Origin of the sequence: [Clostridium] fimetarium, from assembly GCF_900111235.1 — a bacterium.
Classification (GTDB): domain Bacteria; phylum Bacillota; class Clostridia; order Lachnospirales; family Lachnospiraceae; genus Clostridium_N; species Clostridium_N fimetarium.
Window position 1 is genome coordinate 83,629 of sequence record NZ_FOJI01000011.1, and the last position, 17,925, is coordinate 101,553.

General features: G+C 34.4%; 12 protein-coding genes. 10 read left to right on the top strand and 2 right to left on the bottom strand.

Annotated features, from left to right (window positions below; translation table 11 throughout):
* Positions 1-13 precede the first annotated feature (13 nt).
* Genes BMY18_RS13995 through BMY18_RS14005 form a run of 3 tightly spaced genes read left to right on the top strand, consistent with a single transcriptional unit; the run spans position 14 to position 3,318 of the window.
* A complete protein-coding gene (locus tag BMY18_RS13995; RefSeq protein WP_092455105.1) occupies positions 14-502 on the top strand; it encodes a dihydrofolate reductase in 489 nt (162 codons plus the stop codon).
* 53 nt (positions 503-555) lie between these two features.
* Positions 556-2,220, top strand: coding sequence for a zinc ribbon domain-containing protein (locus tag BMY18_RS14000; protein WP_092455108.1), 1,665 nt, complete (start codon positions 556-558; stop codon positions 2,218-2,220).
* A 27-nt stretch (positions 2,221-2,247) separates the two neighbouring features.
* Positions 2,248-3,318, top strand: coding sequence for a branched-chain amino acid aminotransferase (locus BMY18_RS14005; RefSeq protein ID WP_092455110.1), 1,071 nt, complete (start codon positions 2,248-2,250; stop codon positions 3,316-3,318).
* Between the two features lie 93 nt (positions 3,319-3,411).
* Here BMY18_RS14005 and BMY18_RS14010 read toward each other — a convergent pair whose 3' ends face one another.
* Positions 3,412-4,683, bottom strand: coding sequence for a peptidoglycan-binding protein (locus BMY18_RS14010; protein ID WP_092455112.1), 1,272 nt, complete (start codon positions 4,681-4,683; stop codon positions 3,412-3,414).
* Positions 4,684-4,830: 147 nt separating this feature from the next.
* Here BMY18_RS14010 and BMY18_RS14015 point away from each other — a divergent pair, with 147 nt between their 5' ends.
* A complete protein-coding gene (locus BMY18_RS14015; RefSeq protein WP_242941047.1) occupies positions 4,831-5,772 on the top strand; it encodes an N-acetylmuramoyl-L-alanine amidase in 942 nt (313 codons plus the stop codon).
* A gap of 102 nt (positions 5,773-5,874) precedes the next feature.
* On the opposite strand, the gene BMY18_RS14020 is transcribed toward BMY18_RS14015, so the two are convergent.
* On the bottom strand, positions 5,875-6,312 hold the full coding sequence (locus BMY18_RS14020) for a hypothetical protein (RefSeq protein ID WP_092455116.1): 438 nt from the start codon (positions 6,310-6,312) through the stop codon (positions 5,875-5,877).
* A 116-nt stretch (positions 6,313-6,428) separates the two neighbouring features.
* Between BMY18_RS14020 and BMY18_RS14025 the strand changes: the two genes are divergently transcribed.
* The 6 genes from BMY18_RS14025 (at position 6,429) to BMY18_RS14050 (ending at position 17,400) form a co-directional block, all read left to right on the top strand.
* On the top strand, positions 6,429-9,836 hold the full coding sequence (locus BMY18_RS14025; RefSeq protein ID WP_092455118.1) for a PD-(D/E)XK nuclease family protein: 3,408 nt from the start codon (positions 6,429-6,431) through the stop codon (positions 9,834-9,836).
* 1 nt (position 9,837) lies between these two features.
* A complete protein-coding gene (gene addA / locus BMY18_RS14030) occupies positions 9,838-13,536 on the top strand; it encodes a helicase-exonuclease AddAB subunit AddA (protein ID WP_092455120.1) in 3,699 nt (1,232 codons plus the stop codon).
* An 85-nt stretch (positions 13,537-13,621) separates the two neighbouring features.
* On the top strand, positions 13,622-13,846 hold the full coding sequence (locus tag BMY18_RS14035) for an alpha/beta-type small acid-soluble spore protein (RefSeq protein WP_092455122.1): 225 nt from the start codon (positions 13,622-13,624) through the stop codon (positions 13,844-13,846).
* Between the two features lie 103 nt (positions 13,847-13,949).
* Positions 13,950-14,426, top strand: coding sequence for a hypothetical protein (locus BMY18_RS14040; protein ID WP_092455124.1), 477 nt, complete (start codon positions 13,950-13,952; stop codon positions 14,424-14,426).
* A gap of 179 nt (positions 14,427-14,605) precedes the next feature.
* A complete protein-coding gene (locus BMY18_RS14045) occupies positions 14,606-15,772 on the top strand; it encodes a metallophosphoesterase (RefSeq protein ID WP_092455126.1) in 1,167 nt (388 codons plus the stop codon).
* 35 nt (positions 15,773-15,807) lie between these two features.
* Entirely contained in the window at positions 15,808-17,400 is a 1,593-nt protein-coding gene (locus tag BMY18_RS14050) for a peptide chain release factor 3 (RefSeq protein WP_092455128.1), read from the top strand.
* Positions 17,401-17,925: the final 525 nt, after the last annotated feature.

The following is a 17,925-nucleotide window of genomic DNA, read 5'->3' on the forward strand; positions in this document are numbered from 1 at the left end:
GGATAATACTTATATGAATATAATTGTGGCAGTAGATAAAAATTGGTCTATAGGATGTAAGGGAAAGCTTTTGATTAGCATTCCAGAAGATATGCAGCTTTTTAGAAAAGAGACGACAAATAAGGTAGTGGTCATGGGAAGAAAGACATTAGAAAGCTTTTCCAATGGACTTCCACTAAAAAATAGAACTAATATTGTAATAACAAGTGATAAGAGTTATAATGTCAAAGATGCAATCATATGCCATAGCATAGAAGAAGCATTGGAAGAAATAAAAAAATATGCAAGTGAAGACGTATATGTAATTGGTGGAGAAACCATCTACAGACAATTACTTCCATATTGTGATATGGCACACATAACTAAAATAGATTACGAATATGATGCCGATACACGATTCCCTAATTTAGACGAAATGCCTGAATGGTCAATTGTGGAAAGAAGTGATGAACGTACCTATTTTGATTTGGAATATGAATTTTTAAAGTACGCCAGAAAGTAAAAAATGATTAAAACAGTTATTCAAAGAGTAGTATCTATGAAAGGGGTAGAGTAATGTTTTGTACAAAATGTGGAACAAATGTAAGTGAGGGTATTTTTTGCCCAAAATGTGGAAATAGAATCATAACAGCAGCACCAGAGGTGACAATAGGAACACCAACAGAGATGCCAGTGACACCAGAGGCAACAGTAGGAACACCACAGATGCCAATGACTCAAGATACACCAGTAGGGACACCAGTTGAGAATGCATTCTCATTTGGAATAGAAAAACCAATTAAGAAAAAGAAAAAATGGCCTAAAGTTGTAGGAATCATGGCAGCAGTTTTAATTGTACTAGGAGTCGCAGGTTATTTTGTTTATCCAATGATTCTGCCAATTATTAGTCCTAAGGCATATGCCGTGTCAGCACTTAAAAATACAACTTCAAAGCTTGCAAATAATGTAGATACTGTAATAACAAATACTGATTTTTCAGCGGCGACAACACCTCAAGAGGTTTCAATGACCTTACAACTTGACAAACTTGATATTCAAAGTGGTACCGTTCTTTCTGATTTCAGCGGAAAAAATGTTACAATGACAATTCAAGTTTCACCAAGTGACCAAGTTGAAACAGGGACGATTACGCTAGGAACTAGTGGCGTATCAGCATTATCAGTTCAATTTTACATAGACGCTTCAACGATTACGTTTAAGATACCAGAACTTTCAAGTCAGACATTTTCGATGGATATATCATCATTTTCAGATAATTCAGACTATTCTTACAGTGAAATTTCTGGTATGTTGGGTTCTTTAACTGCTTCTGATATTCAAGAATATATGGATCAGTATTCACCTCTAATCAAAGCAGTTGTACAAGATACGATTAAAGGACTAGACACTATAATTGATAATGCAGATTATAAAAGAACTGATAGTAAAACATATGAATCTGAAAATGGAAATATGAAGGTATCTGTTTATGATATTGTTATTAGTGAAGCGACAATCAAAAAAGGTATTTTAGCAATTATAAATAATATTTTCAATGATAAGGAATTAAGTTCATACGTTAGCTTACTCACATTAGGTACTGGCCAAACAAAACAGTCATTGATTACTGAAGTAGCAAGCGCTGAGTTAGGTATTGATAAAATTCAATTTACAGTATATATCAATAATAAAAAAGAAATCGTTAAGACTATTTTTGATTTAAATAAAATAACCGGTGATGATGCTGCATTTTCAGTAGAATTTATTGGTAAAGATAGTATTTATGATTATGTAGTAACCAACATGTCAATCGAGGGAACTACCGCTAAATTAATTGCAAAGAATGAAGCCAATGAGTTTTATTATGGAGCAGATGTTCGCCCAGATCAAACAACATACAAAGACCAGTTTTTAACCTTTGGAATTCAGGGTAAGACTCAAAAATCAGGAAGTGACGTTAATATAACAATTGATAAAATGTTTGCGACTGGAAGCATAGAGGGAGAAGATTTTGATATTGCTCTTTCAGGTAACACTTCGACAAAAGCTATTTCATCAGTACCATCAAAGAGCTCAAGCTTTTCTAAAGCAATTGATGTTGAATATATAACAACAACCCAGGAAAAAGCAATTCTTACAGAAATGGCAACTAATATTCCTAAATTGAAAGGTAAACTTCCAGATAGCTTAGTAAGCCAAATGACTACATATGTAAATTCCGAGTTGGCAACATTAAAATAATTTAATAGATACAATGGAGGACACAAAATGTTAAACATCAGATTTGAAAAAACAACTACTCCAAAGCCAATTCCAGGGGCAGAAAACCCTTTGACTTTTGGAACAATCTTTACAGACCATATGTTTGTAATGGATTATGCAACAGGAAAGGGTTGGCATGATGCACGTATTGTACCTTATGCACCAATTTCATTAGATCCATCAGCTATGGTATTCCATTACGGACAGGAAATGTTCGAAGGTTTGAAAGCATATAAGACGGAAGATGGAAAAACTTTGTTATTCCGCCCTGACAAGAATATTGAGAGAGCAAATAACACAAATAAGAGAATTTGTATTCCCGAAATTTCAGAATCAGATTTCTTAGATGCAATAAAAGCGATTGTAAAAGAAGAGGAAGCTTGGATTCCAACAAAACCAGGTACATCTTTATATATTAGACCATTTATTATTGCAACAGATCCATACCTTGGTGTTAGACCATCTGATACATATCAGCTTATTATTATTCTTTCACCAGTAGGCGCTTATTACAAAGAAGGCCTTGATCCAGTTAAAATATGGATCGAAGACGAATATGTTCGTGCTGTAAAAGGCGGTTTAGGAGAAGCAAAAACAGGCGCTAATTACGTTGCGAGCTTAGCATCACAGGTAAAAGCGCATAAAGAAGGATATTCACAAGTATTATGGTTAGATGGCGTTCATAGAAAATATATTGAAGAAGTTGGAGCAATGAATATATTCTTTAAAATCAACGGAACAATTATAACTCCTATGTTAAATGGAAGCATCTTACCAGGTGTCACTAGAAATTCAGCTATCCAACTTTGCAAACACTGGGGACTGCCAGTAGAAGAAAGACAGGTTTCAGTGGAAGAATTGATTGATGCTGCGAAAACCGGAGCACTTGAAGAAGTTTTTGGAACAGGAACAGCAGCGGTTATTTCACCAGTAGGTGAATTGAGATTTGAAGATGATATCATGAAGATTAGTGATGGTGGAATTGGAGAAATAAGTCAAAAGTTATATGACACAATTACTGGAATTCAATTAGGTAAAATAAAAGATGAATTTGGTTGGACAGTAGAAGTTAATTAAGACAAAAGATACAAACATATATAAAAGCTATTAAAAAGGTTCGAAAAATGATATTACTCATTTTTCGAACCTTTTTACGTTAATAGATATCGTTTATTCAAGCTCTGCAATACGGCTGAGTTTGACAAACATATCTGAGATTTTATACCAAGTAGGATAATCGACAACACCTGTTTCTGGTAATTTGAATATTTTCTGAAAAGCTTTCACAGCCTCAGCTGTTTTTTCACCAAATTTGCCATCCGCTGATAGAAGCGGAATTGCATTGTAATTTTGACTGATACGATTCAATTGTTCCTGCATTTGCTGTACCTTTGGACCGGAGGTACCAATATCTAGGTTTGCACCAGGCCATGAGGAAGGAACTCCTGCAATTTCTTCAGCAGTATTAATATACATGGTATCTCCATAATAGTAATGAATAATTTCAATAGGTTTATAATTTTGATCACCTAAGTATTTACTGCCCCATTGACTTAACCAGTTTGGACAAGATACTCTCTTTCCATCGCAATACTGAGTTAAAATAGGTTGTTTCACGTTAGGCCTTGACAGATAGCTTGCAAATATTTCATCAACAGCAATCGATATATTTTGAAATATATTTCTGCCGTTCATCCATTTGTGATCAAATGCGGTTGAAGAAGTGATCGTAAAGTTATATCCGCTGTTTCTATACCATTCTGTATATACTCGATTGAGAGTAAATGACATGATGGCAAGAATATTGGCTCTTAGAGTTGATTCTGGCCAAGTGGAGTAGATTTCACTACTGGCCACATTTTTAATATAATCTCGATAACGTACATAATGATTTTCAGCGGTCGAATCAGTAGGTACACCGTCATGAACTACTACAAATTCCGGGATAACAACACGACTAAGAACAATTTCCCCAGGTTGGCCAACTGGTTTTATTTCACTTTCAGCAATTTTTGGTGGGTAATATCCATATAAGGTATGTGCTGGAATTACTATGGCGACGGGACTTGCAACAGGTGCTAATGGAACTAAGTTGACATCTTGTAAGGAAGTCTCTGTTGGAAGTAAATTTGAACCGGAAACGGTGCATGGCTCAAATCCAGGTGCATTTACTGTAATGTTATACTCAGAATATGGTTGGTTATTACCGGGAGCCATACTATATTCAAGAGGTGGAGCAGGAAGTACAATGATTTCCGTTTGTCCTTGTGAATCCGAAATCAGCTTTTCGATAACGCCATTTGGATCACCTGTGTATGAGATTGTTACTACAGCATCCTTAATGGGCTCATTCGTTGTTTTTGAAATTACATTTACCTGAAGATTTCCTTTATCTACAGAATTTGGGGGTGTTTCTAATGTATGGATATAGTTAACATTCATAGATAACCTCATTTGATTAATCTATACTAATATATTTTGCAAATTTCAAAAAGTGCTTACTTTTAAAGTATCAGATAGAAATTTTGTGCATAAATTAATGTATGAATACGGAAATAAATCTGCAAAGTCAGATAGATAGGAGTTAAATTGGCACAATATAAAGTAGCGATTGACGCGGGGCACGGTGGAAGTGATAGTGGTGCTGTATTCGGCGGTAGAAAAGAAAAAGATGATACACTAAAGTTAGCAAATGCTGTTGGTAAAGAACTTGAGAAAAGTGGGGTAGATGTATACTATATTAGAACAACCGATGAATATGAAACACCATTTAAAAAAGCCACAGATGCAAACAACTCAGGAGCAGATTATTTTCTATCAATTCATAGAAATTCTTCAGATATACCAGATCAATATACTGGTGCTCAATCATTAGTCTATGATGATAGTGGAATAAAAGCAAAGATGGCAAGAAACATTAATTCAGAGCTTGAAAAAGTTGGATTCAAGGACCTTGGTGTTGATGAGCGACCTAATTTGGTTGTCCTCAAGCGTACAAAGATGCCATCAGTTCTTGCAGAAGTTGGATTTATTAATAATAAAAACGACAATGAACTTTTCGACAATAACTTTGATGCAATTGCAAAGGCAATTGCAGATGGAGTTTTGAAGACAATTAATCCTAAGAGCCAAACAACGATTAGTTATGGCGAAAACGGTAATCAAGATAGACAAGATGATATGAATGATCGAGATATGAATGATCGAGATATGAATGGTCGAGATATGAATGACCGTGATATGGATAGCCGCGACATGAATGACCGCGAGAATAAGCCTTGGAAATTCGATGATCGTAATGATGGTGACCTTGGGGAAAAATTATATCGTGTTCAAGTTGGTGCATATAGAAATAAAGAATCAGCTGATAGAATGTTAAATGCGTTATTAATTGAAGGATTTCCTGCATTTATAGTCTATGACGATGGAATCTATAAAGTTCAAGTAGGAGCATTTAGATTCCTTGCAAATGCAATCAAGATGGAAGATAGACTTCGAAAATTCAGATATAACACGTATATCACTGTATAAAAATAAAAAAGGATTATATGATAAAATTTTTCAATATTCCTTCAAATTTAAAAACCCCATTCATATAACAATTCCTAAATGTTATATGAATGGGATTTTTAATTAATTAATTGTGCATTTCGCTAATGCTGATTCAATTGCTTTTAACAATATAGTCGATGTATATTTGTTTTCAGCAGAATATGTAATGTTTTTAGTTGAGCCAGTTTCGCAAACTTTCGCAGCAATTTCATCAAAGGATGATTGAATGAGTGGGTACATGGTTGATACGGATTCAGATACATTGACCATTTTGATATTATTAATATTATCTTTATCAACAGTAATTTGAATGTCTATTGGATTCCCGTTAAGTGTCACGTGAGAAGAATAGACTCCAGCAGTGTATTTTGAGTTAGAAACGGGTGCGCTCGTCTCGGTGGATTTGTTTGAAAAGGAAATTATTAGAAATAGTATGAGTACGATGGCAAGTATTACGAGAAGCACCTTATATACTAGATCTTTTAGCTTTATTACAATGATTCGCGTCTGTGAATTCATAAGCAAAACCTCTTAATTCGATTATTATATAATATTATAAAAATCCCAAAATATGATAGGTATATAAAAGAAAAAATGATATAATAATTTTAATTAGACAGATAGGAGTTAAATTTATGTCATTACAGCTGATTTTAGGGGGCTCCGGTTCAGGGAAGTCGTATAATTTATATAGTCGAATGATTCAAGATTCAATAGAAAATCCACAGGATAATTTTTTGGTTATTGTGCCAGAACAATATACGATGGAGACACAAAAAAAATTAGTTTCCATGCACCCACGCCGTGGAATTATGAATATTGATATTGTAAGTTTCCAAAGACTTGCTTTTCGGGTATTTTCAGAAATAGGTGGTGGGGATGCGAAAGTTCTTGATGATACTGGCAAAAACCTTATCGTTCGAAAGGTGTTGGAGTCAAATAAAAAGGATTTGAAAATATTTGCAAATAACATAAATAAAATAGGGTTCGTTTCCGAGATGAAGTCAATCATTTCGGAACTATTGCAATATGCAATAACACCAGAGCAAGTAAAAGAGCTAACAAAAGGAATATCAGATAATCCGCTCTTGAATGGTAAATTATCTGATGTTCAGTTGATATACTCAGCATTTAAAAAGTATATTGATGAAAAATACATAACAGCTGAGGAAATTCTGGATTTACTTTGTGGTGTTATTGAAGATTCTCAAATGATAAAGAATAGTGTGATTGCAATTGATGGTTTTACCGGCTTTACGCCAATCCAATATAAGTTACTTGGAATATTACTTAAGAATGCCAAGAAAGTATGTATTACGGTCACTATCGATGGAAATGAAAAAATAAATGTTCATAACGGTATGCAAAATATTTTCTTCCTAAGCAAAGAAACCATTGCAAAGTTGATAGAAATATCCGAAAACCAACAAGTTAAAATAGAAAATCATATCATATTAAACGATAGTGACTGCTATCGATTAAAAAATTCACCTGATCTATCCTTCCTTGAAAAGAACCTATTTCGATTTAATAGTAAAAGATATGATAAAGTTCCTGAATCCTTACTGATTTTTGAGGGGACTAATCCGAAAGAGGAAATCAGTTTTATAGCAGGAGAAATCATGCGTATTACAGCTGAAAATGGCTATCGATATAGAGATATAGCGGTAGTTACAGCGGATATGGAAACTTATGGTGATATAGCAGCAAATATTTTCAGCCAAAATAATATTTCAAGTTTTATAGATAATAAGCGTTCAATCATGGGAAACCCATTTGTTGAATTCCTAAGGAGTGCACTTGAAACAATAGAAAAAGGTTATTCTTATGATGGTGTATTTAGATATCTTAAAACAGGATTTACCGATATTGACACAGAAGAAATAGATGAGCTTGAAAATTATTGCCTTGCAATGGGAATTCGAGGTGCCAAAAAATGGAGAGAAAAGTGGGTTCGAAATTTCAGAAATTCAAGAGGTGAGAAAGCTGATTTAGAAAAGATTAATTTAATCAGAAAAAGAGTAGTAGCTTCACTTCAAGCATTAAATGAAAAGCTCAAGGATAAAGAAGCCCATGTAAGTGCATATGTTTTGGCGCTTTATGAATTCGTGGTATCAATGAATATACAAAGTAAGTTGAACGTGTATTGTGATATATTTGAAAAATCTGGAGATAAGAGTAGAAGTGGTGAGTTTAAGCAGATATACAAGAAAGTTATGGATCTATTAGATAAGATGGTTGAACTTCTTGGTGAAGAAAATATGCCTATTAAGGAATTTGCTCAGATATTAGATGCAGGCTTTGAAGATATTAAAATTGGACTTATTCCACCATCAGCTGACAGCGTTGTAGTTGGAGATATTGAAAGAACAAGACTTGAGAATATAAAAGTCCTGTTTTTTGTAGGTGTAAATGACGGGGTTGTTCCAAAAAAAAGTGAAAACCACGGAATATTATCAGAATTTGACAGAGAGAGTTTAGAAGAGCAAAAGGTTAAACTAGCACCTTCTGCCAGAGAAAAAGCTTTTATTCAGAAGTTCTATCTGTATCTTAATATGACGAAGCCGAGCCAAAAATTATATATTTCATATTCAAAGAATGATATGAATGGAAAGGGGATTAGACCATCCTATTTGGTTCATACCATTAAAAAAATGTTCCCATTTGTGAGGATGATTGATTCTAAAGGTGCGAATGCATCTTTTAGATATGTTTCGATACCAAAGTCAGAGCTGGTATGGAGTGAGGAAAATTGCATCCAATCGTTGAGTGAGGCAACCGCCCTTTCACTTTATGGAAAAGATATATATGGAAGTGTCACGAGAATAGAAAATTTTGCGGCTTGCCAGTATGCACATTTCCTGAATTATGGTTTGTCGCTAGTGGAGCGTGAAGAATATCAATTGGCTGTACGCGACGTGGGAACAATTTTGCATAGTGTGCTTGAAAAAATATCTACAACATTAAAGGTAAATCATAGCAACTTTGCTAAGTTAACTGAAAATGAACGTAAGAAGTTGGTTACAGATTGTGTGGCTGAGGTCACAAATGATTATGGAAACACAATTATGCAAGACAGTAAGCGAAATGAATATATAGTGAATAGACTTACTGATATTGCAGACAGGACAGTATGGGCATTGGGAAAACAGCTAGAGCACGGGGAATTTGAACCTGAGGCTTTTGAAGTGCCCTTTGAACTCGAGGCCGAAGATCTTCCAAACAATGCAAGAATGATTCTTCATGGAAAAATTGATCGGATTGATATCTGTGAAGATGAAGATAATGTCTATGTGAAAGTTGTGGATTACAAATCAGGACATTCCGATTTTGAACTATTAAAGACATATCATGGCTTGAAACTTCAGCTTATGGCATATATGAAGGCAGCAGTTGAACTTGAAGCAAAAAGTCATATAGGCAAGAACATTATTCCAGCAGGTGTTTTATACTATAATATTGATGATCCAATTGTAGAAAAAGAAAATGAAGATCAGGAATCAACTCAAACAAGAATTCTTGAACAATTATGTACAAAAGGTCTGATTAATAGTGATAAAAATGTGGTAAAGAAGTTTGATAATATACTCGAGACAGGAAAGTCCAAGGTTATTCCTGTAAAATACAGCAAAGACGGAGAAATTGCAAGTACTAGAAATACTATTTCAAGCCAGCAGTTTAGGGTGCTTGATGGATTTGTTTATGAGAAGATGAAAGAGATGTCTACAGATATTGTAAAAGGAGATATTTCAATTAATCCATACAAGGATAAGAAGTCTTGTTCATGTACCTATTGTGGGTATAATGCCGTATGTGGCTTTTATGAAGATCTGCCAGGTATGGAGTATAGAAAATTGAAGCAATTTGATGATGAGACATTGTGGACAAGGATATATGATAAAGATAAAAATAGTAATGGTGTTAATAGTAATGGTGTTAATAGTAATGGTGTAAATAGTAATGGTGTAAATAGTAATGATGTTAATAGCAATGATATAAATGGCAATGGAAAAAATAGCAATACGCTGAAAGGAAAAGACTAGAATGGCTAGAAATTGGACAGACGAGCAGAAGAAAGTAATAGAATTACATAATAGAAACATTCTGGTCTCAGCAGCCGCCGGTTCTGGTAAAACCGCAGTTTTAGTGGAGCGTATTATTAAAATGGTGACTGATCCAGATAAGAATATAGACATTGATAAGCTGGTAGTTGTTACATTTACTAAGGCAGCCGCGGGTGAAATGCGCCAACGTATTAGCGAAGCAATTGAGGAACGGCTGGAATTAAATCCTGAGAATGAAAAGCTTCAAAAACAATTGACGTTAATACATAATGCTCAGATAACTACGATAGACAGCTTTTGCCTTAATATCGTTAGAAATAATTTTTCGAGCGCAGATATAGATCCAGGATTTCGAACGGCAGACGAAGGGGAACTGAAACTCCTAGAAGCAGATGTGATGGAAAAAATAATCGAAGAATACTATGTAAGTGACAGAAGAGATTTCTTTGACTTTGTGGATTCATACGGTGTAGGAAAAAGTGATGTGGCGATAGAAGAGCTAATCTATAAAGTATATAACTTTTCTAGAAGTTATCCATGGCCACTTATGTGGCTTGAAAACTGTAGAAAATCATATGAAATCAGTAATGAAACAATGCTCAATGACAATATAGCAGTTGCATATATGACTGACTATGTGAAGAAAATAATTGTGGATTATGATAAAAAATATTCAAAATTAGCAGTTATTTGCAAAGAAGCCGGCGGCCCGGACATGTATGAACCGATGATTGCCTCAGATCAAGCAAATATTAAAAACATACTAGAAGCACAGACATTTGAAGAACTAGGCACATTGATTAAAAATGTAACATTTGAAAGGATGTCTGGCAAAAAAGGTACCGAAGTCGATCCCGAGAAGAAAGAATATGTGAAGTTTTACAGAGACCAATACAAAAAGATTATTGGAGATTTGCAAAAGAAGATTTTTAAGCAGTCAATGGAGCAGAATTTCGAGGATGTACAGATAAATATATCTTCAATTAATGTCCTTATTGAACTTGCAATTAGATTCTATGAAGATATGAAAGCTGCAAAAAAGGATAAGAATATCATCGATTTTAACGATATGGAACATCTTGCACTTGATATACTAGTGAAAAGTGAAAATGATAAACTTATATATTCAGATGTAGCGAACCGCCTCAGTGCATTTTATGAAGAAATTTTAATTGATGAATACCAAGATAGCAACTTACTGCAAGAGCAGATTTTATATAGCATTTCCAAAGGTAGAACAGATGCAAAAAATAATAATATGTTCATGGTTGGAGATGTGAAACAAAGCATATACAAATTCAGGCTTGCAAGGCCAGAACTTTTCATTGAAAAGTATAACAAGTACTCAGAAGAGGACAGCCTCAATCAAAAAATCGAGCTAAGGAAAAATTTCAGAAGCCGTAATAATGTATTGATGAGTATAAATGATGTGTTTTTTCATGTCATGAAAGAATATTTTGGAGGTATTGAGTACGACGAAAATGTAATGCTCAATACGGGAATGGAATATCGAGCGCCAGATAATGCAGATATAGAGCGTATTGGTGGTGCTACAGAAGTGATTATCGTGAATACAAAACCTAGTGAAAATCAAGTTCAGACAGAAGACAAGGTACAAAAATTAAACGATACAGACGAAGATGAGCAGGAAATAATTGATCGTGAACTTGAAGCAAAAGAGATTGCAGTTAGAATCAAACAACTTATCAATCCCGATAGTGGGCAAAAAGTATATGATTCCAAGATAAACGCTTACAGACAAGCGCAGTACAAGGATATTATAATTTTAACAAGAACCGTTAGGGGATGGGCAGATACATTTGTTAATGTGTTGATGAACAGCGGAATTCCAGCATATTCGGATACCGCAAGTGGTTACTTTAACACGAGGGAAATCAAGTTATTACTCTGTTTTCTAGCAGTAATCGACAATCCGATTCAAGATATACCTTTAGCAGCCGTGTTGACCTCATATTTTGGCAATTTCACATCACAGGAATTGGCTGAAATCAGAAAAGAAAGTAAAGATGTAAAATTATATCAATCCGTTATTGGATATCAAGGTGCGGATTTGATAATCATAGGAAAAATTGAACAATTTTTAAATAACCTTGATAAATACCGCACAATATGCATTTATACTGATATTCATGACCTAATATGGCAGCTTGTATACGATACAGGGTATTACGATTATATTGGAACAATGCCGGCAGGAATTAAGAGGCAGGCTAATCTTGATATGCTTATACAGAAGGCAAAATCATATGAAAGTACTAGTTATCGTGGGTTATTCAATTTCTTAAGATATATTGATAAGCTAAAAAAATATGATGTGGATTATGGTGAGGCGACATTGCTTGGCGAAAATGAAAACCTTGTGAGAATACTGAGTATTCATAAGAGCAAAGGTCTTGAATTTCCAATCGTTATTCTTGCAGGAATGAGTAAATCTTTTAATAATAGAGATGCATCTGCAAGTGTTGTGATTGACTCAGAATTGGGCGTTGGCGCATCTGCGGTTAATCTCGAAAAGAGAACAAAGTCTCCAACCGTAATTAAAAATGCCATAGGACTTAAGGTTAGACTCGATAATATGTATGAAGAATTAAGAGTCCTATACGTAGCTTTAACACGTGCAAAAGAAAAACTAATTATGATTGGTACAGTCAAAAATCCCGAAAAAACATATGATGTATGGGCGAATAAAGCAGCAGCACTAGATGAAGATAATATGACATATTCATTTTCTGATTTGGAGAAGAGCAATAACTACTTTGAATTAGTAGTGCCAACTGCAATGAAAAAAGTCGGAAATCTAGGGGAGTTTGATGTAAAATTGATAAGTGCGGAAGAAGTTTTACGACAGGAGAAGGAGTATAATACTGATGAACCTAATTACGAACACTCAGATAGCACGAACTTAGACAATTCCATTATAGACAATAAAAAACCAGCCTCTAGTGAAGACCTTGAACATCCAGACTTGAAAAAAGAATACATTTACCCTTATAAAAATGCAACGAATATGAAAGGTAAGATGACAGTCTCGGAATTAAAGAAAATGCAGTATCAAACGGAGGAGACGGAAGAGATTGCGCAGGAGTCTGATTTTAATGAATTAAATGAGGAAGCAGCAATTATACCGAAGTTCATTGCGGGTGAACAAAAACTGCAAGGGGCGCAAAGAGGTACGGCATATCATAGAGTGATGGAGTGTTTCGATTATGATTATAGTGATTCTGCTGAAAAAGTAACTCAGTGTCTAAAATTATTAAAGGACTCACAAAAGATTACGCAAGAGCAGTTTGATGTAATAGATCCTCTTAAAATATTTGCATTTTGTAATAGTGCCATAGGAAAAAGAATTCAATCTGAATATGGAAATACACTTAGACGCGAGCAACAGTTTGTATATGGAATTGAACCTGAAAAAGATGAATTAATCCTCATTCAAGGAGTGATTGATTTGTATTTCGAGGAAGATGGAAAAATAGTAATATTAGATTATAAGACGGATCATGTTCCAAGTGGTGAAACAGGTAAACAGATGCTTATTGATAGATATAAAGTGCAATTAGACTATTACAGCGATGCACTAGAACAGCTTACTGGAAAGATGGTTAGTCAAAAAATCATATATTCTTTTGAAAGAAATGAAGAGATTTGGATACTTTAATGAATTTGGAATAAAACTTCCTAGTATGGAAATACTTACTAAATAAATATGCGAAATTGCAGAAGATTTTAGAGGTGATATTTTTATGACTAAGAAAAATAGTGTTCCAAAGGTGTTATATAATCATAATGGAATAGAAGTTGAAATTGAGGAAAAAGACATTCTTAAATATGAAGTCGCAGAAGAATTAGGTGTATTGGACAAAGCTTTGGAAAATGGATGGAAGACGTTGTCAGCTAAGGAAACCGGAAAAATAGGTGGTTTGATTTCAAGGCGAAAAAGAGAAAAACAAAATAAATGTAAATCATGAACTTTATGTGTATATAAGGTGAACTGTATTCTTTTTTGAGGTAAAAGTGTTAAGATATATTTATATTAAAACAAATTTTACGCAAAGAGGAAGAAGGAACATTATGATTGAATCAATAAGTATGAATAATAGTTCAACATTAAATGTATCGACATCTACAGCAAATGCAGTTCAAAAAAGTGCACAACAAAAAAATGCCCAAGCAGTGGTAGCGCCACCTACAATAGGTGGAACAAGTACGATAGATCAGACAGTATCAGAGTCATCACAAGGTGATATTTTGGAGTTAAGCAAAAAAGGAGTTACACAATCAAAATCAGCTGTACAACAAGCTGCTGCTTCAGTGGTATCGGGTGATTCGAGTGAAACACAAAATCTTTCCCAATACACGGCAGCTGAATTAACAAAGATGGTAACGGCTGGAACGATTACGCAAGCAGAAATGAATACAGAATTAGCAGACAGAACAAAAAAGGCAGCAGAACAAACTATCGTAAACGAACAAACAGGCGAAAATGAACAAACAAATGCAGACGGACAAGCGAGTGAAAACACACAAATAAGCGCAGTAAAAGAGTAATAACTATAAATAAGTAAAGTATATTAGGTAATTCATTAGGGGGGCAGAAAATTCTGCTCCTTTATTATTGCATTTTCTGCCAAAAATAAGTATAATAAATAGGTTATTCTCATTGAGAGTAATTATATTGATTAACTGTCCACAAGCGATAGTTTTACGAAAGGAAGAAAATATAACGTATGCATATGTCAGCATTTGTAATAATATTAATTGTAACGTCACTAATGCTTGCTAATTTTTATGTTGGACTTAATTACAACAAGCTTATTAAGGAAGAAAATAGCAAACTATTAATTATAGTTTTCTGGGTATTTCAGTGCTTTTTTACATTTGTACTAATTTTGAATTTCCTATTATTTTTTACGGGTAGGCACAATGGAAGAGCTTCAATCATAATTGAGTATATTGCAGGATTTACGGCAAGCTTTAGCTTATATTCAATCATTATGTTTATAATAAGAGATATCTTTAGACAATTAGCCAAAGTAATTCCGTTTCACAATGCTTCAAGATTGATTGGTAATTTTGTGTACCGGTGTGGTATGATTGCAGTAATTACAGCTTCAATCATTACAGTTTACGGATTTGTGAATGCAAAAAATTATAAAGTCATTGATTATAATGTAACGCTTGATAAGAAGGAATCAACAATAGATGGTCTTAATGCTGTGTTTGTTTCAGATGCCCATATGGGTTGTGCTGTTGGAGCAGCAGAGCTACAGATAATTGTTGATAAAATTAATGCAGTGAATCCAGATGTGGTATTCTTAGGCGGTGATTTCTTTGATGATGGTACTACAGAACAATTAAAAGAACAGGCTAGTGAAATATTAAAAGGCCTTACAGCAAAATATGGAGTATATTTTGTACTTGGTAATCACGAATGTTATTTGGATGATGATGCAAAGCAGGAAAGTTATTTTGCAAATGCTGGCATTCAAGTAATAGATGATAAAGTCGTTATGATTGATAATAAATTTATTCTTGTAGGAAGAAAAGATAGAACAAATGGAAGAGTGGACATAACCAAGTTAATGCAGGGCGTAGAAACGGAAACGCTTCCAGTGATTTTACTTGATCATGAGCCAATTTATAAGGATATGAAAAGAGTTGCGGCAGAGGGTGCAGATTTGCAATTGTCCGGTCACACGCATGCTGGTCAGATATTCCCAATGTATCTTTTTGATTTCTTTGAGACTGTGCCTTGGTATGGAAAATATAAGACGGGAGATTTGCAGACTCTCGTAAGTTCGGGTGTTGGAGCTTGGGCAGTACCAATTAGAATAGGAAGTCCAAGTGAAATTATGTATGTTCATATTAGCTTTGAAGGCAAAAACAAATATTAAAAATAAATATAGATACAACAAAGTGGAGGAAATATATGTCTGATAACATAAATGAAATTAAGAAAAGAAGAACATTTGCAATCATATCTCATCCCGATGCTGGTAAAACAACATTGACTGAGAAGTTTTTGCTCTATGGAGGTGCAATTAATCTTGCAGGTTCTGTAAAGGGTAAGAGGACTGCTAAGCATGCAGTTTCTGACTGGATGGAAATTGAAAAAGAAAGAGGTATTTCTGTAACTTCATCAGTGTTGCAATTTAACTATGATGGATATTGCATCAATATCTTGGATACACCTGGACATCAGGATTTCTCTGAAGATACATACCGTACGCTTATGGCAGCAGATTCAGCAGTAATGGTTATTGATGCATCCAAAGGTGTTGAAAAGCAGACAATCAAGCTATTTAAAGTATGTGTAATGAGACATATTCCTATATTTACATTTATAAATAAAATGGACCGCGAGGCAAATGATCCATTCGAACTTCTAGATGAAATTGAAACAGTACTTGGAATTAGAACATGTCCAGTTAACTGGCCAATAGGCTCTGGAAGAGAATTTAAGGGTGTATATGATAGAAATGACAAATGTGTGCTTTCATTTACGGCAGCAATGAATGGTCAGAAAGAAGTTGCAACTAAGAATACTTCAATTGATAATGAAGGCCTTAAGACTGAAATCGGACAGTCTTTCTATAATAAATTAAAGGAAGATCTTGAACTATTAGATGGCGCAAGTGATAAGTTTGATATTAATGAAGTACAGGCGGGCAATCTTTCACCAGTATTTTTTGGATCGGCACTTACGAACTTTGGTATTGAAACCTTTTTAAAGCATTTCCTCAAAATGACATCATCACCGTTGTCAAGAAACTCAAGCAAGGGAGTCATTGATCCATTTTCTGAGGATTTTACTGCATTTGTATTTAAAATCCAAGCCAACATGAATAAAATGCACCGAGATAGAATCGCATTTATGCGTATCTGCTCAGGTAAGTTTGAAGCTGGAATGGAAGTGTATCATGTTCAGGGCGGTAGAAAACTTAAACTTTCTCAGCCACAGCAGATGATGGCAGAGGAACGTCACATAGTAGAGGAAGCATATGCGGGCGATATTATTGGTGTATTTGATCCAGGTATTTTCTCGATTGGTGATACAATCTGTACCTCTAGTGATAAATTTGAATTTGACGGTATTCCTACATTTGCACCTGAGCATTTTGCAAGAGTTACGCAGTTAGATACAATGAAACGGAAACAGTTTATGAAGGGAATCAGTCAGATTGCCCAAGAAGGTGCAATTCAGATATTCCAGGAATTTAATACGGGAATGGAAGAAATCATTGTTGGTGTAGTTGGCGTCCTACAATTTGAAGTATTAAAATACAGACTTGAAAATGAATACAACGTTGATGTCCGTCTCGATACATTGCCATATGAGCACATTCGCTGGATTGATAACAAAGAAGAAATCGATGTTAGTAAAATTGTTGGAACTTCAGATATGAAAAAAGTAAAAGATCTAAAAGGAAATCCACTCCTTATATTCTCTAATAGTTGGAGCGTTGGAATGGTACTTGATCGTAATAAGGGATTGAAGTTATCGGAGTTTGGGAAAAACTAAAAGACCTTTGTGAAATCAGATATACGGTATGAAGAACCTAAGAGGATTCATTTGATTTTGCCTACAATTGATGAATATGTAAGTTACTAATGGATTCATTTTATGCTAAAAGCAAAGATACAAAGTTCTAAACTCCTCACTTCGTTCGTCAGACAGTAGAACTTTGTATCTTTAACGCATAAAATGAATCCATAAGTAACTTATCATATTCGTCAAGATTTGCGGCAAAAGCAAATGAATCATCTTAGGTTCTGGGTAGGTTGTGAGGGCTGATTCTTGTAAGCACTTTCAGTTTTGAAATTAGAAAACTTATGTGTGTGGCGTAAAGGGATAAAAATTATATAATATAATAAGCAAAAGGAGGATGTGGTGAGGTCCTCCTTTTGCTTTGTGATAGGTTAAATGGAAAAGGGATAATTTAGGGTTTTATGTATTGTTAAGTTTTCCCATAGATAAAAAAAGGGGCATATTTTGTTGACGAAGCTCGAATTCTTGGCTATAATAAACAGAACGATAGAGACGGTG